Source organism: Brevundimonas sp. BH3 (assembly GCF_045345115.1).
Classification (GTDB): Bacteria; Pseudomonadota; Alphaproteobacteria; order Caulobacterales; family Caulobacteraceae; genus Brevundimonas.
Genome location: NZ_CP150796.1, coordinates 2,697,925 through 2,717,741, shown reverse-complemented (window position 1 = coordinate 2,717,741; position 19,817 = coordinate 2,697,925). Strand labels below are relative to the sequence as shown.

Annotated in this window: 21 protein-coding genes and 1 riboswitch; of the genes, 12 read left to right on the top strand and 9 right to left on the bottom strand. The window is 60.2% G+C overall.

What is annotated here, in order from left to right:
* The first annotated feature begins 39 nt into the window (after positions 1–39).
* The 3 genes from dusA (at position 40) to WEU32_RS13285 (ending at position 3,746) form a co-directional block, all read left to right on the top strand.
* Positions 40–1,026, top strand: a complete 987-nt coding sequence (dusA, locus tag WEU32_RS13295) for a tRNA dihydrouridine(20/20a) synthase DusA (RefSeq protein WP_406853456.1) — start codon at positions 40–42, stop codon at positions 1,024–1,026.
* Positions 1,023–1,850, top strand: coding sequence for a sulfite exporter TauE/SafE family protein (locus tag WEU32_RS13290; RefSeq protein ID WP_312138919.1), 828 nt, complete (start codon positions 1,023–1,025; stop codon positions 1,848–1,850). Before dusA ends, WEU32_RS13290 begins: the two co-directional genes overlap by 4 nt.
* Positions 1,851–2,078: 228 nt before the next feature.
* Entirely contained in the window at positions 2,079–3,746 is a 1,668-nt protein-coding gene (locus WEU32_RS13285; protein WP_312138920.1) for a methyl-accepting chemotaxis protein, read from the top strand.
* Positions 3,747–3,814: 68 nt separating this feature from the next.
* On the opposite strand, the gene metB is transcribed toward WEU32_RS13285, so the two are convergent.
* Positions 3,815–4,993: a cystathionine gamma-synthase gene (gene metB / locus WEU32_RS13280; RefSeq protein ID WP_406852230.1), complete on the bottom strand. Its 1,179-nt coding sequence runs from the start codon at positions 4,991–4,993 to the stop codon at positions 3,815–3,817.
* Entirely contained in the window at positions 4,990–6,057 is a 1,068-nt protein-coding gene (locus WEU32_RS13275; RefSeq protein WP_406852229.1) for a homoserine O-succinyltransferase, read from the bottom strand. Before WEU32_RS13275 ends, metB begins: the two co-directional genes overlap by 4 nt.
* A gap of 86 nt (positions 6,058–6,143) precedes the next feature.
* Positions 6,144–6,259, bottom strand: a riboswitch (SAM riboswitch).
* Between the two features lie 168 nt (positions 6,260–6,427).
* Between WEU32_RS13275 and WEU32_RS13270 the strand changes: the two genes are divergently transcribed.
* From WEU32_RS13270 to WEU32_RS13250, 5 genes are all read left to right on the top strand, one after another.
* Positions 6,428–6,580, top strand: a complete 153-nt coding sequence (locus tag WEU32_RS13270; protein WP_406852228.1) for a hypothetical protein — start codon at positions 6,428–6,430, stop codon at positions 6,578–6,580.
* 125 nt (positions 6,581–6,705) lie between these two features.
* Positions 6,706–8,436 carry a homoserine dehydrogenase gene (locus WEU32_RS13265; protein ID WP_406852227.1) on the top strand — a complete coding sequence of 577 codons (1,731 nt, stop codon included), beginning with the start codon at positions 6,706–6,708 and terminating at the stop codon, positions 8,434–8,436.
* A 7-nt stretch (positions 8,437–8,443) separates the two neighbouring features.
* Positions 8,444–9,391: a homoserine kinase gene (locus WEU32_RS13260; RefSeq protein ID WP_406852226.1), complete on the top strand. Its 948-nt coding sequence runs from the start codon at positions 8,444–8,446 to the stop codon at positions 9,389–9,391.
* A 78-nt stretch (positions 9,392–9,469) separates the two neighbouring features.
* Complete coding sequence (locus tag WEU32_RS13255; RefSeq protein WP_406852225.1) at positions 9,470–10,408, top strand: hypothetical protein; 939 nt, start codon at positions 9,470–9,472, stop codon at positions 10,406–10,408.
* Positions 10,405–10,896, top strand: coding sequence for an NUDIX hydrolase (locus WEU32_RS13250; RefSeq protein ID WP_406852224.1), 492 nt, complete (start codon positions 10,405–10,407; stop codon positions 10,894–10,896). Before WEU32_RS13255 ends, WEU32_RS13250 begins: the two co-directional genes overlap by 4 nt.
* Here the strand turns inward: WEU32_RS13250 and thrC are convergent.
* A complete protein-coding gene (gene thrC, locus WEU32_RS13245) occupies positions 10,886–12,274 on the bottom strand; it encodes a threonine synthase (RefSeq protein ID WP_406852223.1) in 1,389 nt (462 codons plus the stop codon). The genes WEU32_RS13250 and thrC overlap by 11 nt on opposite strands.
* Before the next feature lie 143 nt (positions 12,275–12,417).
* Here thrC and WEU32_RS13240 point away from each other — a divergent pair, with 143 nt between their 5' ends.
* Positions 12,418–13,371, top strand: a complete 954-nt coding sequence (locus WEU32_RS13240) for an aspartyl protease family protein (protein ID WP_406852222.1) — start codon at positions 12,418–12,420, stop codon at positions 13,369–13,371.
* 3 nt (positions 13,372–13,374) lie between these two features.
* Here WEU32_RS13240 and WEU32_RS13235 read toward each other — a convergent pair whose 3' ends face one another.
* The 3 genes from WEU32_RS13235 to WEU32_RS13225 form a co-directional block, all read right to left on the bottom strand.
* A complete protein-coding gene (locus WEU32_RS13235; RefSeq protein ID WP_406852221.1) occupies positions 13,375–14,232 on the bottom strand; it encodes a neutral zinc metallopeptidase in 858 nt (285 codons plus the stop codon).
* A 92-nt stretch (positions 14,233–14,324) separates the two neighbouring features.
* Positions 14,325–14,978, bottom strand: coding sequence for a class I SAM-dependent methyltransferase (locus tag WEU32_RS13230; RefSeq protein ID WP_406852220.1), 654 nt, complete (start codon positions 14,976–14,978; stop codon positions 14,325–14,327).
* On the bottom strand, positions 14,979–15,635 hold the full coding sequence (locus WEU32_RS13225; RefSeq protein WP_406852219.1) for a hypothetical protein: 657 nt from the start codon (positions 15,633–15,635) through the stop codon (positions 14,979–14,981).
* A gap of 64 nt (positions 15,636–15,699) precedes the next feature.
* On the opposite strand from WEU32_RS13225, the gene WEU32_RS13220 reads away from it, so the two are divergent.
* From WEU32_RS13220 to WEU32_RS13210, 3 genes are read left to right on the top strand one after another with little or no spacing between them, the layout of a single operon-like run.
* Positions 15,700–16,095, top strand: a complete 396-nt coding sequence (locus tag WEU32_RS13220) for a hypothetical protein (protein ID WP_312815818.1) — start codon at positions 15,700–15,702, stop codon at positions 16,093–16,095.
* Positions 16,092–16,289, top strand: coding sequence for a helix-turn-helix transcriptional regulator (locus tag WEU32_RS13215; protein WP_312138945.1), 198 nt, complete (start codon positions 16,092–16,094; stop codon positions 16,287–16,289). The genes WEU32_RS13220 and WEU32_RS13215 overlap by 4 nt, the downstream gene beginning before the upstream one ends.
* Positions 16,290–16,319: 30 nt before the next feature.
* A complete protein-coding gene (locus tag WEU32_RS13210; protein WP_406852218.1) occupies positions 16,320–17,240 on the top strand; it encodes an alpha/beta fold hydrolase in 921 nt (306 codons plus the stop codon).
* A gap of 6 nt (positions 17,241–17,246) precedes the next feature.
* Here the strand turns inward: WEU32_RS13210 and WEU32_RS13205 are convergent, their stop codons facing one another.
* From WEU32_RS13205 to WEU32_RS13195, 3 genes are all read right to left on the bottom strand, one after another.
* A complete protein-coding gene (locus WEU32_RS13205; RefSeq protein WP_312138949.1) occupies positions 17,247–18,062 on the bottom strand; it encodes a DUF3298 domain-containing protein in 816 nt (271 codons plus the stop codon).
* Positions 18,063–18,085: 23 nt separating this feature from the next.
* Positions 18,086–19,039: a 4-hydroxybenzoate octaprenyltransferase gene (ubiA, locus tag WEU32_RS13200; protein ID WP_406852217.1), complete on the bottom strand. Its 954-nt coding sequence runs from the start codon at positions 19,037–19,039 to the stop codon at positions 18,086–18,088.
* Positions 19,040–19,100: 61 nt separating this feature from the next.
* Positions 19,101–19,778: a DsbA family oxidoreductase gene (locus WEU32_RS13195; RefSeq protein WP_406852216.1), complete on the bottom strand. Its 678-nt coding sequence runs from the start codon at positions 19,776–19,778 to the stop codon at positions 19,101–19,103.
* Between the last annotated feature and the right edge of the window lie 39 nt (positions 19,779–19,817).

Here is a 19,817-nt window from a genome sequence, read left to right as displayed (position 1 = left end):
CTGATGAAGCATCCCCGTCACAGACTGTCCGTTGCCCCGATGATGGACTGGACCGACCGACACTGCCGTGCGTTCCACCGCACCTTGTCGCGCCGGACATTGCTGTACACTGAGATGGTGACGGCTCCGGCTGTGCTGCATGGTGATCAGGACTATCTGCTGGGCTTTTCGGATGCGGAACACCCGATTTCGCTGCAACTGGGTGGCTCTGACCCGAAACAGTTGGCTGAGGCGGCCAAGGTGGGCGAGCAATACGGCTATGATGAAATCAATCTGAACGTCGGCTGTCCTTCGGACCGCGTGCAGTCGGGTCGTTTCGGTGCCTGTCTGATGAAGGAGCCGGAACTGGTGGCCGAATGTATGGCCGCCATCAAGGAAGCCGTCTCGGTACCCGCCACCGTCAAATGCCGCATCGGTGTGGATGACCAAGACCCATTTGAGAGTTTGTTTGCCACGGTCGATGCCTGTGCTGCTGTGGGCATTACCGACTTTACTGTCCATGCGCGCAAGGCGTGGTTGAAGGGACTTTCGCCCAAGGAAAACCGCGACATTCCTCCGCTGGACTATGATCTGGTCAAGCGGCTGAAAAAGGAACGCCCGCACCTGACCATCGGCATTAATGGCGGCATCGCCTCGCTGGAACAGGCGCTGGAACTGCTGCAGCCCTATGACGGTGTGGCGCTGGATGGCGTGATGATCGGCCGTGCCGCCTATCACGAGCCGTCGATGCTGGGTCAGGCCGACCGCCTGATCTATGAGGACGACACAACCGACACCGACATCTTCGACGCGCTGGAGGCCTATAAGCCTTACATCGCCTCGCAACTTGAGCGCGGAATCAATCTGGCGGGCATTACCCGCCATATGCTGGGGGCCATGCATGGCCGCCCCGGGGCGCGGGCCTTCCGGCGTATCCTGACGGTCGAGGGCGTCAAGGCCGGAGCCGGTATCGAGGTACTGGACCGTGCTATGGATGCCGTGCGCGAGGCCGAAGCCCGCCGTTTTCAGGGTGATGACGCGGCGTGAACGGCCTGCCGGTTTCCGAACTTGCCATGATGATGGCGGCCCTGATCGGAGCCGGAGCCATTGCCGGTTTGATTGGCGGTCTGTTCGGTGTGGGCGGGGGCACGGTTCTGGTGCCCGCTCTGTTCTATGCCTTTAGTGTTTTAGGTGTCGGCGGCGAGAGCAATCTGCACGTCGCCATCGGTACCAGTTTGCTGACGATTGTGGCAACCTCGCTGCGTTCGCTTTCCACCCACCGCAAACATGGCGCGGTAGACGAGGTGGTGCTGAAAACTTGGACGCCATGGGTGGCATTCGGCGCGCTCGTCGGGGCATTTATCGCCGGTGGATCGCCCATGTCGGCGCTATCGATCGTTTATGGTGTTTGTCTGGTCGGGATTGCGGCCCAGATGGGCTTGTTGCCCGCGACCTTTGTTCTGCGTCAAGATTTGCCGACAGGTTGGGGGCGTCGCCTGACAGCTTCGGTTATCGGTACACTCAGCGCCATGATGGGCATTGGTGGCGGTAGCTTTGGCGGTATGGTCATGACCCTGTGCAATCGCCCGATCCATCAGGCCGTGGCTACCTCTTCGGGCTTTGGGCTGGCCATCGGTGCGGTGGCGTCGCTGGGCTATATTGTCTTTGGGCTTGGCAAGACCGGCGTGCCGCCCTTGACCCTCGGATTTGTAAATATTCCGGCCGCCATCATCATGGGTTTGCTGACGGCATGGACGGCACCCTATGGCGCACGTCTGGCCCATCGCTTGGACCGCCGTATGCTGCGGCGGGCCTTTGCCATCTATCTGTTGGTGACGGCAATACTCGTGGTTGTAAAAGCATTGGCGTGAGCAAATTTGCGTAGAATTACGCAGAGCATAGCTAAGCTTTGTAAACGCTTCTCGGACTAAACACGCGCAATCAAAATTGTGCGTGTTGAGTGCCCTGTGCTTCAAAATCTGTCCGTTCCAAAAAAGTTATTCCTGTCCTTTGCGGCAATTATCGCTGCCTGCGGATCGGCAACCCTGTTAGTCCTATTCTCGGTGCTTGCGATCCAGCAGGAAGGTCAGCAGGTCGCTATGGCTGAGGATCTGGAAACCGCTGTCAGTAAGGTTCAGGTGGCGGTTCTCAATCAACAGCTGAACATGCGCGGCTATGCGTCTTCGCTGGACCCTGAGTTCAAACAAGGGTTTGAAAACCACCACAAAGCCTATCTTGCCGGTATGACCGATCTGGCTGCGGCAGACAGCAAGGGAATTTTTCTCAACGAGCAAAAGCGGCTGGCGCAGGCGGCCGAGGCTTTTACCCTTGAGGCCCGCGAGATGATGGCCGATGCTGAAAATCCGGCCCTACATGACAGTGTGGTCGCCAGCATGGCCGATAGAGGACGTATTGGTGCTGTGCGCGAGATTCGCGAAGGCATAACCCAGCGTCTGAAAGAGCTGAAATCCGACAGCATCGCGTCTCGTGAAAAGGCCTACCGCAATGTATTTGTGGTTCTGGTCGTCGGTGGTCTGATCGCATTCGCGATTGCGATTACGGCAGCTCTGTGGCTGGTAAATGCATTGTCCAAGCCGGTGGTGGATATGACCCGCGCCATGGGACGACTGGCTCAGGGTGATCTTAATGTCGTCGTTCCGGCTGTTGGTCGCCGTGACGAGATCGGCGCGATGGCCGAGGCCGTTGTGACCTTCCGCGAGCAGGGTATCGAGAACAAGCGTCTGGCCGAGGAGGCCGCCACTGCCCGCCGCTTGGCCGATGCAGAGCGCGAGCGTAACGAAGCCGAGAAAGCCAAGGCCGCCGCAGAGGATGCCGTGGCGATCGGAGCCTTGGCAGAGGGTCTGTCGGCACTGGCCAATGGTGATCTGACGCACCGGATTACTGCAGAGTTCAACGAACAGGCGCAGGGGCTGAAGGGCGACTTCAACCGCGCTGCCGACAAGCTGGAAGCGGCTGTTGCGGTGATTATGGACCGTGCCGCCGCCATTGGGGCTGCGGCCCAGCAGATCAGCGAAGCCTCGGACGACCTGTCGCGCCGTACCGAACAACAAGCCGCCTCGCTGGAAGAAACAGCCGCTGCCGTCGAGGAAATCACAGCCACCGTTGCCCGCTCGGCAGATGGGGCTCATGAGGCGGGCTCGATGGTGCGCCTGTCGCACGATCAGGCGACGGAGGGGCAGCAGGTGGTAAACCGTGCTGTGGCCGCCATGGACCAGATCGAGGCTTCGTCCAAGAAGATCGGTGACATCATCGGTGTGATCGATGAAATCGCGTTCCAGACCAACCTTTTGGCATTGAATGCCGGTGTAGAAGCTGCCCGCGCGGGTGATGCCGGTCGCGGCTTTGCTGTGGTGGCGTCCGAAGTGCGTGCGCTGGCCCAGCGTTCGGCCGATGCGGCCAAGGAAATCAAGACCCTGATCTCGGCGTCCGGCCAGCAGGTGGGACAGGGGGTTACTCTGGTCAACCAAACCGGTACAGCCTTGCAACGTATTGCCGACCAGATTGGTCGTCTGACCCATATTGCCGTTGAGATCGAGGCTTCATCCAAAGAGCAGGCCACGGGTCTGGCCGAGGTCAATATGGCCGTCAGCCAGATGGATCAGGTCACCCAGCAGAATGCCGCGATGGTTGAGGAATCGACCGCGGCCAGCCGTTCGCTGGCTCAGGATGCTGTCGAACTGGATCGCCTGATGCGCCAGTTTGAAATCAGTCGCCAGCGTATACAGGATATGGCTGCCGCAGCCTGATCCTCTGATGCGGACAATAAAAAAGCCCCCGTTTCACGACGGGGGCTTTCTTATGGGCGGTTTTGATCTCAGGCGGCTTGGCTGACCAATAGGGCGTCCAGTGCCGGAACCAGATCGGCGATAATATCGTCTTCATGCTCCAGCCCTACCGAGATACGGATGAGACCATCAGTGATACCGGCAGTCGCGCGGGCCTCTGGCGTCATGGCGGCATGGGTCATGGTGGCCGGATGGGCGATCAGGCTCTCGACCCCGCCCAGCGATTCAGCCAGCGTGAAAATCTCGACATTGTTGATGAGGGTGCAGACGGCATCGGTGCCGCCCACCACTTCAAAGCTGAGCATGGCTCCGAAACCGCGCTGCTGGCGGGCGGCCAGTTCATGCCCGCTATGGGATTTCAAGCCTGGATAGTGGACAGCGCTGACGGCGGGATGGGCTTCCAGAATGGTGGCCAGCTTGGTGGCTGTGGCCTGCTGGCGCTCGATACGGGCAAACAGGGTGCGAAGCCCGCGCAGGGTCTGATAGGCGTCGAACGGAGAGCCGGTAATGCCCAGACAATTGGCCCACCATGCCAGTTCCTGATGCACGTCCGCATCGGCGGAAATCACCGCACCGCCAACTACGTCCGAGTGGCCATTGATATATTTGGTGGTCGAATGGACGACGATGTCGGCCCCCAGTGCCAGCGGGTTTTGCAGGGCGGGCGACAGGAAGGTGTTGTCGGCCACCACCTTGGCCCCGACCGCATGAGCGCGGCGGCTGATATCGGCAATGTCGCTGACGCGCAAAAGCGGGTTGGAGGGCGTTTCCACCAGCACCAGCTTGGCTCCGTCGACGAGAGCAGCATCTAGTGCTGCACCGTCGTTCTGGTTGACGAAGGCGACGCGGAAATGACCCTTGCGGGCGCGGGCCGATAGCAGGCGGTGAGTGCCGCCATAACAGTCATGCGGCGCGATCAGCAGATCATCGGGCGACAGCAGGCTGAGCGGCAGATCCACTGCGGCCATACCGGTGGCGGTGATGACAGCGCCAGTGCCGCCTTCCAGTTCTGCAAGGGTTTCGGCCAGCACGTCGCGGGTCGGGTTGCCCGAGCGCGAATAGTCATACTGGCGCTTCTGATCGAAGCCCGCGAACGAATAGTTGGACGACAGATAAAGCGGCGGCATGACCGAGCCGTGAGCCGTGTCCGTATCGACGCCATGGCGGGCGGCGATGGTGCGGGGATCGGCAGAGCGGGCGTAGGTCATTGGTCAACGTCCTTCAGAACTGAGGTCAGGATTTCGCCCACGAACTTGTCTTCTTTCAGAAAGGCGTCGTGGCCATACAGAGAATCGGCGCGGACAAAGCGCCAGAGATTGGGCAGGCGGTCGGCCAGTTCGGCCATGTCCTCAATGGGGCACAGGCGGTCGCTGTTGAAACCGATCAGGGTAACAGGGGCGGTAATGGCTTCGGGTTCGACACGGTGGCGATCGATGGAATCGGACAGGGTCAGCCAGCGGTTCGGCGAGGTGCGGTCGCGATAGGCCTTGCCGCGTGACTTCAGATAGTCACAGACAGGATAGGCCTGACCGGCATGGCTGGGGGCCTCGCTGTCGAAACGGGAATCGAATTCTTCGGGAGTGCGATAGGTGGTCATGGCCAGTTCGCGCGCCAGACCGACGGCCTGATCGACACGTCCGGTTTCCACACCCAGTTGCAGAATGCGGCGCTGAATACCCCGCCACGCGGTGGCCAGAGGATGCGGGCGGTGGGCGGCGGAGACGACCACCAGTTGCTCGGCCCAGTCGGGATAGATTTCGCCAAAGGCCAAGGCGATCATGCCGCCATAGGAGCAACCGATAAAGGCGGCGACCTTGTTCACACCGAGGTGATCCAAGAGCAGGGCCAGAAGGCGGGCCTGATCCTGGGTGGTGATGGTCAAAGGGGCTTGGGGCTCTTTGACCTTGTCGCCGAATTCCGGTGCAAAATCAAAAGCCAGAACGCGATAGCGGGTCAGATCGATCGGGGCGCGCACACCCACGGCTCCTGACCACCAGCCCAGACCCTTGGTCTCGGTGCGGTGGACATAGCGGTCGGCGGAAATGCCGCCCGCCACCACAACCAGCGGGGCATTGGGCTTGCCATGCAGGCGGCCAACAACCTGTTTTTGGGTCAGCTTTCCGCCGAAATCGAGCTCGAAATCGTCTGGGATCGGAACATAGACATCGTGGGCTCCCTCGCGTTGCAACAGGGCCGACGGGCGGCGTGCGGATGCAGGACGACAGGAAGGGTCGGCGGCAGTTTCGTCGGTCTGGATCAGGGCCAAGGTCATGGGTCTCGTCACGCAATCAAAAGTTCCGGCTCATTCCCGAAACCCGTGCAGTGACAGACCTGTGGCGCGCCGCCTTATCGACGCTCCACCCATCTCTCGCGGTCCCTTTCGGAACCCCGCAGGAGTTGGCACCGTTTCGGGCGGAACCCGATGGTTGCCCCAGCGTCAAAGGGCCTAATCCCTCAGCTGGTCTTGATGAGTGAAACCAAACTGGTGTTTGCAAGAGCGCGGGTCAAGTGGAAAATTTCACCTCGTTTGAAAGTCGATTGGCGTATGTGCGACGTTTATGATCCTTCAAAGCGTCTTTTTGAAAAATTATTCGAACAGGGGGTTGACGCGGTGCAGCATCGTCGCTCACCCTAAGGCCAACTTGAACAAACCTTGGACGACCGCCGTGATGCAACGCATCGACAGCACTGAACTGATCCTCGTCGCCGCAACGGCGATGGGCTTCGGCGCGTCCATGACCACCATTATCACTACCGGTACCACCACCATGCCCATCAGGGCGGGGACAGGTTGACGCGCGCCAAGTCAGGCGAAAAGCACGAAACCCGATCACCCCGCCCGGTAACCCGAGGCGGGGTTTTTCATGTCCCGATCCATCCCGAACCCACACCACGCACTCCCCGACCACAGGAAAATCCCATGTCTGCCTCTCTCGCTCTCGTCGCTGAACACCAGAAACCTCAAGCCCAGTTCGATGCCGAAGTTGTGGTGTTGAAATTCGGTTCTTCGGTGCTGAAAAGCCCTGCCGATGCACCGGCTGTCGCAAGCGAAATCTACAGCCATGTGCGCCGTGGCCGTAAGGTCGTGGCAGTGGTGTCGGCCCTGGCGGGCGAGACGGACAAACTGCTATCGGAGGCCCGCCAACTGGGGCTGGATCACGACAACGAACTGCTGCCGGCCTATGTGGTGCTGGGCGAGGAGCGTGCCGCGGCTCTGGTGGCGATTGCCTGTGATCGCGTGGGGCTGGATGCTGTGGGTTTGTCGGTCCAGCAACTGGGAATTTCGGCCGAGGGTCCGTCACAACATGCGCGCCCTGTGTCCTTGAAAAACAACAAGTTGCGCGAAGCTCTGTCGCAACACGAAGTGGTTGTGGTGCCCGGCTTTGGTGCCGTGCGCGACTGTGGTCGTGTGGCGCTTCTGGGCCGTGGTGGTTCGGATCTGTCGGCTGTGGTTCTGGCGGCCGAACTGGGTCTGGACAAGGTACGTCTGGTGAAGGACGTGGATGGTCTTTACGACCGCGATCCGGCCTGCGCATCCGGCACGCCGCAGCGTTACCGTCGCGCCAGCTGGGAGACGGCGCGTCAGCTCGGCGGTGCTCTGGTCCAGCATGATGCCATCGATCTGGCCGAAAACCGCAATGTCTCGATCGAGGTGGCTGCTCTGGGCCGTGCCGAAGGTACGGTGGTGGGCCATCACAATGCCCCTCCTGGACCGGTCGGTGCCGAGGCTCCGCTGAAAGTGGTCGTTGCCGGTTGCGGTGTGGTGGGCGGTGGTCTGCTCAGCCGCCTTCTGTGGGATGACGGTTTCGAGGTGGTTGGCGTTCTGGTGCGTGATCCGTTCAAGCGCCGCGATGTCGATGCGCCGGCCGAACTGTTCAGCAACGATGTCGATGCGCTTTTGGCCAAGAAGCCCGATCTGGTGATCGAGGCCCTGTCCGAAGGCGAGGCCGGTCATGACCTGATCCGCCGCGCTCTGGCACAGGGTGTGGATGTCGTCAGCGCCAATAAACAGGCCGTTGCGCTTGATCCGGCAGGCCTGCAAAAACTGGCCAATGAAAACGGTGCGCGTGTTGCATGGTCGGCCTCGGTCGGTGGCGGCTCGCCCATGATCGAGACGCTGCGTGCGGCCCGTGCCGCAGGTCCGGTGGCCGGTTTCGAGGCTGTTCTGAACGGCACGGTCAACTTCATGCTGCAACGTCTGGGCGAGGGTGCGGACTTTGCCGATGCTCTGGCCGATGCCCGCGCCGCAGGTTTTGCCGAGGAAGACCCGTCTTCCGATCTGGAAGGCCGCGATGCCGCCGCCAAGGTCAAGCTTCTGTCTTATGAGGCCTTTGGCAAGGTGCCGAACGATGTGCCGTGTGATGCCCTGTCGGCCCAAACCAAGGTCGGTGCCTCGCCGGTGCGCCAGATCGGAGCCTGTTTCGACAAGGCGGGTGATCTGGATGCGTCGGTGCGCCTGAACAATGCGCTGGAAGATGCCCTGTTCCAGTCCTTGAACGGCGAGCGTAATGCGCTCAAAGTCTTTGGTGCTGACGGTCGTGTCTGGGCCTGTAAGGGGCGCGGCGCAGGGCGTTGGGCCACCACGGAAAGCGTTCTGGCCGATGTCGCCGACATCGTACGGGCACGACGCGCAGCGGTCGAACTGGTTTAAGACTTAAATGGCTGTTTTCACGCCCGTATTAGAGGCCGAGGCCAAGGCTTTTCTGAAAGCCTGGCCCCTGTCGGAAGTGATTGAGTTCACGCCGATTGCAGAAGGTGTGCAGAACACGAACTATCGTGTTCGTACACGCGATGCGGCCTATGTCCTGACCCTTTTTGAAGGGGTGGAAGAACAGAAGGGTCTGCCCTTCTGTCTGGGCCTGATGCAGCATCTTGGGGCCAAGGGTTTTGCCACGCCATCGCCTGTGGCTGATCTGGACGGGCGACTGTCGGGCGCACTGAAAGGACGTCCGGCGGCACTGGTGGAATGGGCGGCGGGTGCATGGCGCAAGCAGCCCACACTGGTCGATCAGCATCTGGCGGGCCGCACCTTGGCCGAACTTCATCTGGCCGGACAGGACTATACGGCGCGGCGTGACAATCCGGTGGGGCCGTCGCACTGGCGCGCCCTTGCCGAGCGCAGCGCAACGCGGGCCGAGGGTTCGGATCGCAAAATGCTGGACGAGATCGAGCGTTTAATGCCCGATCTGGCGCGTCTTTTTGATCCGTCGTTTTTGCCGCAAGGGGCCATTCATGCCGATTATTTCCCCGACAATGTGCTGTTTGACGGTGATCGCATCGGCGGGGTGATCGACTTCTATTACGGATGCAACGGGGCGCTGGTTTACGATCTGGCCATTGCGCTGTCGGCATGGGGTTTCGATGCCGAAGGGCGAGCCGATCCCGAGGCGATCAAGGCTTTCCATCAGGGTTATGAATCGGTGCGTCCGTTGACGGCAATGGAAGCGAGCCTGCTGCCGCAAATGGGTATGGCAGCGGCAGTGCGCTTTACGCTGACACGCCTGCATGACCGCCTGTTCCACGATCCGGCCCATTTCGTCACACCCAAAGATCCGGCTCCGTTCTGGCGGCGCACGGCGTGGTGGAAGGTGCCGACTCTGACCTGATGTCAGATAAAACGCATCATCTAAAGCTGGACCACAGGATCACACCCCCATAGGTTTGAACGCGTATGAGGGTGGCGCATGTTGTTCAAAGAAAAGATGTTTCTGGCCAATTGCGATCCGGTGCGCCGGTTATCGCCCGTCGAGCTTGAAAAGCGGTTCACCATGTCGATCGCCCTGTCCAAGGGCGCGATCCTGACGCCAAATCTTCTGCTGGATAATACGGGCATGGCCTCGATGCTGGAAAACAGCATGTTGAAGCTGTGGTCGGGCAGCAAGGAAGGACAGGGCGGGATTGTGATCCGTGTGCCAGGCGAGGCTGCACCGGACTCTCTGGAAGATTATTTCGATAACCTACCGGACCATCATTTCCTGACCCGCTTCCAGTCCCGTAAGGGCGAACTGTCTCAACTGGCGCTAGCCGAGTTTAAGTCGGACCTGCGCGGGATGGACCGCACTTTGAAGCGCCTCAAGCCGGTCTATAGTCCGATCAGCCTGCATCCGCGTTCCTTGACCGATGCCATTCTTGTTTCACCTGAGTTCGCACAATGGAAACAGGAGCGGCCCGAACTGTGCCTGTCGGAACTGGAGATCATGGCCCCCGATCTGGTGTCGCGTTCCTTGTGGTATCGCGCCAGCGAGCAACAACTGGGCGAGCATGCATCCGGTTTTAAGCTGGAGGTGATCGACGCCTGTTACAATGGCCTGTTCGTTGCCTCGGGCGAGGCCTTTGTGATGGACCGGATACCGGTTCTGGGTCAGGTTCCTGCGGCCTTGCTGCATCTGGGCGTAGGGGCTGCGGCGCTGAGCGAACAGCGCAAATGGTTTGAATATGCTTTAAAAGGCTTTGATCTGGTCACGGCCTTTGGAACCGGACAACTGGTCGAGTTTTTGACTGATGAGGCCGCCAGCTTTGTCGAGGACAAGCTACAGTATACCTCGTTCAAATGGGCCACGCGTAAAAACTGGTTTGGCCTTTATCCGCGTCTGACCCAATCCATGGGGATCGAAATCCGATGATTGTTTACGAAAACCCGTGGTTTCATGTGGTGAAGGAAGGTGACTTCTACATCATCGAGGAAAACACCAAGGGCGAAGGCGCGGTGGTACTGCCTGTTGTGGGCGATAAGCTGCTGCTGCTGGAAATGCGCAGACCGTCGCAAAATATGGAATTGACGCTGGAAATCCCGCGCGGTTTCGGGGGGGCTGGCGAGGATGCTGGCACCTGTGCCCGCCGCGAACTGCGTGAAGAGACAGGCTATGACCTGCCGCTAGAGGCGTTCCAGCCGATCGGCCATGTGCGGGCCAATACGGGTATTCTGCGTTCTCGTGTGGCGGTGTTTGCAGTTCAGATTGCACCCGACATGGTGCGGTTGCCGCCCGATGACGAGGCAGAATCTATGCGGCTGGTTTCGCTGTCCGATCTGCCCGCCCTGATAGCGGACGGACAGATCGAGGATGGTTTTACCTTGTCGGCGTTGATGCTTTATCAGGCGTTCAGGCGCTGAAACCGCTCACGGTTTGCAGAACCTTGGCATAGTCGTTCTCGACCACGCTGAGGCGCTCGGGCTGATCCCCGAGAGCAGTGATTACCGGAGCAGGTTCGGGGGCGACGCCCAGTACGCTTTCGACATACCCGCCGAACTTGGACGGGTGGGCCGTGGACAGGGCCACGACCGGTGCGCCGTTGCGGTCCATCTTGCGGGCGGCATGCAGGGCGACGGCAGTATGCGGACACACAACACGACCCCATGCCTTATGGGCGTGGCGGATTTCTTCGGCGGTGGTGGCTTCGTCCACCGACACTGGCGAGGTTTCCTTGCGCAGCGAGGCCAGAAGGCTGTCGGGCAGGGTGACGGTACCGTTCTTGGCAAAGTCCTCGAACAGCTGGCGGGTCAGGTCGGCATCACGACCGGAGGCCTCGAACACCAGGCGCTCGAAGTTCGACGGGGCCTGAACATCCATAGAGACGCTGGCGCTCTCGATGGCGGTGCGGCGGTCATAGACGCCTTCATTGATGGCGCGGGCCAGCGCATCGTTCTGGTTGACGGCGGCGGTCATGCCGGCAACCGGCAGGCCCATCTTCCTGGCGGCAATACCGGCAAAGGCATCGCCGAAGTTTCCGGTCGGCACCACAAAATGCGCAGCCTGACCCAGTTGGGCCGTGGCCGAAACATAATAGGGAATCTGGCCCGCCAGACGGCCCCAGTTGATCGAGTTGACCGAGGACAGGCGGCCTTTTTCGCGCAAGGATTCGTCCGAGAGCAGCATCTTCACCAGCCGCTGGCAGTCATCGAAATCACCGCGCACTGCAAGGTTCAGCACGTTGTCGGCCTGAACCGTGGTCATCTGTTTGCGCTGGATCGGCGAGACGCGGTCCAGCGGGTGCAGCACGATCAGCTTGATCCGCTTGGCACCGGCAAAGGCGCGCACGGCGGCGGCACCCGTATCGCCGCTGGTGGCGGTCAGCAGGGTCAGGGTTTCGCCGGTGGCTTCCAGCGCCTCGTCGGACAGGGCGGCCACCAATTGCATGGCGAGGTCTTTGAACGCAGCCGTTGGGCCACGGAAAAGCTCCAGCACGAACAGGCCCGCTTCCAGTTCCACCAGAGGCGTTACCAGCGGATGGTCAAAACCCTCTACCAGACGTTTCAGGGCGCGTTCCACGGCACCGGCAGGCAGGGCGCTGCCAATATAGGGGTTCAGGACATCGCGGCCGATATCGGCATAGGTGCGTCCTTTTTGGGTAATGTCCGCGGGCATGGTGGCCCATGCGGCGGGCATGTAGAGGCCACCATCGGGGGCAATGCCGCGCAGCAGGGCATCGGCGAAGTTTTCATCGGCGGCGTAGCCGCGGGTCGAAACGTATCGGTCGGCGGATGCAGTCATAATACTGCATTCCTAGACTTCGGAACGGGTCACGTCATGGAAAATGTTGCGCCGCAGAATGAAATATTCCTCATTTGGCGCAAGAAGATGCCCATTGCGGGCAAGGTGTGGATTTCGGGTCGCGAAACGTTCATGTGTTGAACATGCGTCGTCGCTCGTTTCTTTTAAATGCTGCCGGTCTGGCGGCGGTGGTCACCGGTGGTTTGTGGCTGAAGGACAATGTCCTGTGGCGCAGGCCGCAACCGGCTTTCGACGCGCAAAGTTCGTGGATCACGCTGGAGCAACCAGCCCTGTCCTTGCCGGTTATTCGCGTTAGGGTGGCGGGCCAGCCGGTGCTGGCCCTGATCGACAGCGGTGCCCAGTATTCGGTGATCGACAAGGCGCTGGCCGAGCGACTGACCACGGCGGGCCATATCGGCAAAACATTTGACATGCCCATGCTAGCCTATGGTGTGGGCGGTCAGGCGCAGGTCGGACGCGGCACCACGCTGTTGCTGGAAATGGCGGGCCTTAAGGTGCCCGCCTTGCGCACAGCCATTCTGGACCTTGGCCCTCTGGCCCAAGATGCGGACGAACCGGGTGTGGCGCTGATTATCGGTCGTGATCTTTTGCGCGAGGTGGTGGTCGAGATGGATCTGCCACGCCGCCGCGTACGCTTTCTGGACCCGCAAATCTGGCAGGTCGAACCGGATATGCGCGCGGTCGCCACCAAAGCTGTTGGCGATGCACTGGGTGTCGAGGTCAGCGTCGAGGGCGCTGTGGTGACGGCGGTTCTTGATACGGGGGCGTCATCGCTATTGTCGCTGAGCGAGGCCGTCGCCACCGAGGCGGGCATTCTGGATGGCCGTCCCGAAGAGGCTGGACAAAGTCTGGTGCTGGGTGGTGTGGCCAAGGCCCGCTGGGTCGAGGTGTATACCCTGACTTTTGGTGACGAGATGCGCCGCAATGAGCGGGTGGCTGTGTTTGGAGATTCCCCGTTGCCCAACTATCCCGATGCCTTGCTGGGCATCGGGGCATTCAGGGGGCGAAAGCTGGCGCTCGATCTGGGGCGTAAGGCCCTGTTTGTCGAAGGTCAGCTGGACCTGACGATCGGCTAGAGCCTACAGGCCCGCAAAGGTGTTGCAAGTATTGGGATCACCGGACTGATAGCCGCGCTGCAGCCACTGCATGCGCTGTTCGGACGAGCCGTGGGTAAAGCTTTCGGGAGAGACGCGGCCACCACCACGGCTTTGCAGCGCATCGTCACCGATGGCGGCGGCAGTCTTCATGCCTTCCATCAGGTCGGTGTCGGTGACGCTTACCTCGCCACCGGAAACGAGGGCGGCATTATGCGCCCAGACACCCGCATAGCAGTCGGCCTGTAGTTCCAGCGCGACCGAATAGCGGTTGCCGTCGGCGCGGCTGCGGGCGTTTTGCTGGGCGCGTTGAACCTGATCGGTAGCGCCGGTCAGACGCTGGACGTGGTGGCCATATTCGTGGGCGATGACATAGGCCTTGGCGAAATCGGCACCCGAACCACCCAGATTTTGCAGGTCGCGCCAGAAGCCGAGGTCCAGATAGACCTTCTGGTCGGCGGGGCAATAGAACGGCCCCATGGCCGACTGGCCCATGCCGCACGCAGTCTGGGTGCCTTGTTCGTAAAGCACGGTCACGGGCGGGTTATAGCCCTGAAGTTTCTGGGTCCAGACGTCGTTGATATTGGCCCCGATCACATCGACGAACAGGCCCGCATCGTCGGCAGGCGTGCCGGGGCGGCCCTCGGTTTGGCCCGCATTGCCCAACTGTCCGCCAAGCTGGCCGGCAATCTGCTGGCTGGTCTGCGGATCAACGCCAAAGACGAAGTAAAGAATGCCCGCGATTACCAGACCGCCAATACCGACGCCGCCCACCGCAGCCCCGCCGCCCATGCCGCGACGATCCTCGATACCGCCGCCACGACGTCCACCTTGCCACTTCATCAGCCGAGCCTTCCGGTTTGTTCAGCGATCCAGAGTATTCACAATGCGTATCAAGGGGAATAGATGCGCTGTAACGGAGCGTAAGACTGGGCTTAATCCAGTGCCCAGACGCGTGAGCGTTTTACCTCGTTGTCTTCCAGTTCGCGCGTTGTCGGTACGGTGTATTCGGCAAGGAAGGTCAGCCCGGTTTTGGGGAAATGGTTACGCCCCGGATCACCGACCAGAACCCGCGTGCCATTGGCGCGGGCCGCCGTCAGCCAGCTCAGTACAGCCGTGGCCATGTCGCGGTCATAGAAGACATCACCGGCACAGATCAGATCCACCAGTGGCGGCGGGCTTTGCAAAAGATTGGTATCGGTAAAGTCGAGCGCCACACTATTGGCTGTGGCATTGACCTTGACTGCGGCTTCGCAGAACGGATCGATATCGGCGGCCAGAACCGAGGTGGCCCCCTTCAGGGCGGCGGCAATCCCCACAAGCCCCGAGCCGGTGGCCAGATCAACAACCGACTTGCCCGAACATTCGCGCGGATTGTCCAAAAGCCAGCGGGCCAATGCCTGCCCGCCTGCCCATGCAAAGGCCCAGAAAGGCGGGGGTAGGCCCATTTCGCCCAGCTCTTCTTCGGTCAGTCGCCAGATGGGGGTGATCTCGTCTGCCAGATACAGTGAGATTTCCGGCGTGTGCGACACCGTTTGCAGGCGGGTATTGGCGAGGATGAAAGCCTCGGGATCGTCAATGCGCGGCACTTATTCCAACTCTCGAGCGCCCTCGATAACAGCCTGATAGACCAAGGCGCGGTCGGGCCCCTGTATCACATGCAGCAGCACCCACGTGGCTCCTTTTTTGGCCACCCGCACCCGCATCTGGTCGTTAAACAGGCCATCCGCGAAACCGGCGGGCGCGACATTGCCGTCATTCAGGATCATAGAACCCATGCGTGACCCGCAGGCGGCAATACCGGCGCAGCGGAACACGGTTTCATAACCGGCATTCCGCAAAACATTCTCATAATGGCGGTCAATATCGGCGGCGGGACGCAAGGGGCGGATCACATAATCCGTATGGATGATAGTCCCCTGAAGCTGGATCGTCTTGGTGTTCTCTTCAGCACGAGTATTGATGGCATCCACAGGGACGCTGATCTCGGCATTGTCCCGTTGCTGGAAGGCACGGATGCGGGCGTTTTCAAAACGCGGCAGGTCCCTGACATCGCGTGATCCTGCGATGTCCGGATTATAGAATGACGGGGGGGCCGCCAGCACGGTCGCCGGGGTTGCAAGGCAGGCGACAAAAACCAGAGACAGACGGGCAAGACGGCAGGATTTCATGAGCGGCACATTGCCATGGATTGGCATAATCGCAAGCAGGATCAAGGGCTTGGATTTGTAATGTTGTTCTAACATTTTGTAATGTTGACATTACATTTTATGGGTGTCAGGTTCTCCTTACATTCAGAGGAGAACGGTCATGAGTGCCAAAGAGATTTTACCCGATGCCCGTTATCGTCGTGGGACATTCATGGCTATGACTGCCTATGTGGTGACCTTGATGGCGGCGGTCTTTCTGACCGATCGTCATATGGTTTCGGGGCCATTTCTGTATCTTCTGGCGGCGCTTCCCGGGCTGGCCATTATGGGTCAGTTATGGGTGACGCTGCGCTATCTGCGCGATGCTGACGAGTTCGTGCGCACCCTGCTGGCCAAGCGTTTGATCGTGGCCTGTCTGGCGACCTTCGGCATTATGACGGTCTGGGGCTTTCTCGAAACCTTTGCCGGTGTGCCGCATCTGGCGACTTGGTGGGGCTACTGCCTGATGTGGTTCCTGCTGGGTGTTGTCAGCTTGTTTATCAGGGACAGCAAATGAAGAACCGGCTGAAATTGCTGCGGGTCGAGCGCGGCTGGACACAGGAACAGCTGGGCCAGCAACTGGGCGTTTCACGTCAGGCAGTGATCGCGATCGAGAGCGACAAACACGATCCGTCTTTGGATCTGGCCTATCGCATTGCCGCTCTGTTCGCCTGCCCCGTCGAAGAGGTTTTCGACAATCCGCATATCTAGATAACGCACTTTTTTTCTCAGGAGACGGCCATGAAGCCCGTTCGATCCGTTCGTCAGTTTGCGTTGCGTTTTGCCATTGTATTTGCCCTGTCCGTCGCGGCGGCGGGCGTGGTCACACCCGTCTTTGCGGCTCAGGCGACGCCAGCTGCGCCCTTTGCCTCGGATCGTCTGTCTGTCGAGGTTAGGGGGCAGGGGCCGGATGTGATTTTTGTGCCCGGCTATACCTCGTCGCGTGAGGTATGGAATGAAACAGCCGAACGCTTGGCTGCCACCCACCGTGTGCATCTGGTGCAGTTTTCAGGCTTTGCAGGACAGGCATGGAGCCATGGCGATGGTCCCTTCCTCGCACCGGCGCTGGATGAACTGGCCCGCTATGCCGGCACCCTGGATAAGCCGGCCTTGATCGGTCATTCGATGGGCGGGTTTGCGGGTTTGCGTTTGGCCCAGCAACATCCCGATCTATTGTCCAAGGTCATGAGTGTGGACAGTCTGCCCTTTTTCGGGGCGTTGATGGGCCCGCAAGCGACGCCAGAAAATCTGGTCCCGATCGCCAACCAGACCAAGGCCATGTTGCTGGCCGTCTCGCCGGAAATGTTCCGCGCCCAGCAGGCGCAAACGGCAGTAGGCATGACGCTGACCGAAGCCAAGCGCACTGCTATTATCGAAGACTCGATGAAGTCCGATCCTCAGGCCCGCGCCACGGCGATTGCCGAGCTGATGGTAGCCGATGCGCGCGCCGATCTGGGCAAGGTGAGTGTGCCGTTCTGGGCCGTCTATGCGGTGGACCATTCGGGCGGTCAGGGCGCGCTGGCTCCGGCCATGTGGACGCGTGAATATGCAGCCCTGCCTGATGTGAAGCTGGAGGCTGTCGAGAACAGCCGCCACTTCATCATGTATGATCAACCCGAGCGCCTTAACGCACTGATTGATGCGTTCCTGGCGAGCGACTAGCCGCTTTTATTGCGGGCGTAGGGTCTGGGTCACATCGCCCTTTGCCCCTGTGCCCGCAAACTCGGCCGCATAGGTCGGGTTGATGGCCTTGCCCAGAGTCTCGAATGGGATGGTCAGATAATAGGCCCCTTCGACATAGGGGCCGACATCATAGGCGTTGAGCAGGAAGGTGATGCCCGAGGCCTTGCCCGTCGTATCGGAAGGAGCCAGCATGATGGCCACCTTGGAGGCATCTGGGCAGGTCCACATGCCGCTGGCCTGCAAAGGCACTGCGCCTTGGCGGCCCTTCTTGGCAGTGTTGACGGCATCGCACAGCATGCGGTTCAGCGCAGCCTTGTCGGCATCGGTCGCAAACAGGTCGGAGGCCGACAGCATCTGGTTGGTGGTACGATCCCACAACAGGCCGGTGGCGACCGTATTGGGATGGGCCCCGCCCGAATAGTCAAAGTCCGAACGCAGCATACTGAACAGACGGCCCGTCTCGACAGGCTGGCTGTAGAGAATGGTCTTTTCATACGGCGGCAAGTCGGCACTGCCGAACTCGCTACGATCCGATTGGGCACCCTCTGAATAGTCTTTCAGCTTGCCAACCTCGGCATCGTACAACTGTTTGTAGAGGTCTGGATAACCCTTGATGGCCTCGGGCAGGGTCAGGCTGACCTTGGCGTAAGGGGTGGAGGATTCATAAGTCAGCGGCCCGTCCACTTCGGCGATCGCAGCGGGCTTTTCCACTTCCTTGGCCTTGTCGCGGTCACAGGCGGTAACGCCGATTGCAAGGGCGCTGCCCAGCAGCAGGTAACGGAAAGTGCGCGAGATTTTCATGTGGCTATCCACCCGAAATGAAATCAGAAACTGACTTGGCTTAACGCTATAGCGGCCAGAAGGATCAATCCGGCCTCGCGATTGGATTTGAAGAGTTTGAGGGCCAGCACCGGATTGTCCGGAAGCAGTTTCGCGATCTGCCATACAAAATGCAGACCGTAGAAACCGAGGAAAGCCCAGAACAAGGGCCCCGCCTTGGCCAGCCAGCCGGAGACACCGGCCAGCACAAAGGCCAACGCATAGAAAACAGCGACACCTTCGCGCACCTTGGAGCCCAGACGACGGGCCGAGGACTTTACCCCCGCCATCACATCGTCCTCGATGTCCTGAAGTGCATAGATGGTGTCATAGCCCAGCGTCCAGAACAGGCCACCGGCATAAAGTGCCAGCGCTGCGGGGCTGACAAAACCTGTCATGGCCAGAGGCGCGGCTACGCTGGCCCCCGCAAAACCCAGTACAGCCCCCCAGTTAAAGGTCAGGCCCAACCAGGCCTGTGGCCACCATGTGATGCGCTTCATGAAAGGATAGGCGGCGACCAGAAACAGGCTGAGGAAGCCCAGCAGAACCGCCATCAGGTTCATGGTCAGCAGAATGCACAAACTGACCAAGCAGATGCCGACCACAAAGGCGGCGGCCTGTTTCGGACTGATCTGGCCGGACGGAATGGGACGGCTGGCCGTGCGGGCGACCTGTGCGTCGAAATCGCGGTCCACAATGTCGTTCACAGCACAGCCCGCGCCGCGCATCAGGGCCGCGCCGATGGCAAAACCAACGATCAGCCATGCCTCGTACCCGCCAAAGCTGCGTTCGGTTTCCGCAAGCGCAAGCATGATGCCCTGCCAGCCCGGTAGCAGCAAAAGCCATGTACCGATCGGCCGATCAAAACGCCCCAGCTTCAGCCAAGGCTTCAGCTTTTGCGGGGCGTAACGGTCAACCCAGTTATCTTGGGTGGCATCGGGCAGGGGGGCAGTGATCATGGGGCTTTCTTAGCCCCATATGGCCGCGCTGTTCCAGCTAACAACTTTGTGTGTCGTGGGGTTATGCCGGTGTTACAGTTTTTTGGGAGGCGATTTCTCGCAAGGCGTTTTCGAAGACCTGCGCGGGTTGGCCGCCGGAAATCAGATACTGGTCGTTGATGACCACAGCGGGAACAGACGTGATCCCGCGCGATTGCCACAGTTGTTCCGAAGTGCGCACCTCCTTCACATAACGGCTGGAGGCCAAAATCTCGGCGGCTTCGGCGCGGTCAAAACCGGCGCTTTCGGCAATCTCGGTCAGGATACCGGCATCGGAGATATTGCGGCCATCGGTGAAGTGGGCCTTGAACAGGGCCATTTTTAGCGTCAGTTGGCGGTCGGGCGCAACTTGGTGGGCCCAGTGAAGCAGACGGTGGGCATCAAACGTATTCCAGATACGCGACTGCTCGGTCATCTGCATATCAAATCCAACTTCGGCGGCGCGTTCGCGGATCATGGCTCGGTTGGCGGCCGACTGCTCAGGCGTCGAGCCATATTTGCGCTGGATATGTTCGCCAAGATTTTCACCCTCGGCGACCATTTGCGGGTTGAGTTCGAAAGGCTGGCAGGTGATTTCGGCACAAATCCCTTCAGGAGCCAGCTTGTCCAGCGCCTGATTGAGACCACCCAGCCCGATCACGCACCACGGGCACATGACATCGGACACAAAGTCGATCTTCAGGGGAGCTTTGTCGGTCATGTGGGTGCTTTCTGAAACAGATAGTGTTGCAAAGCATAT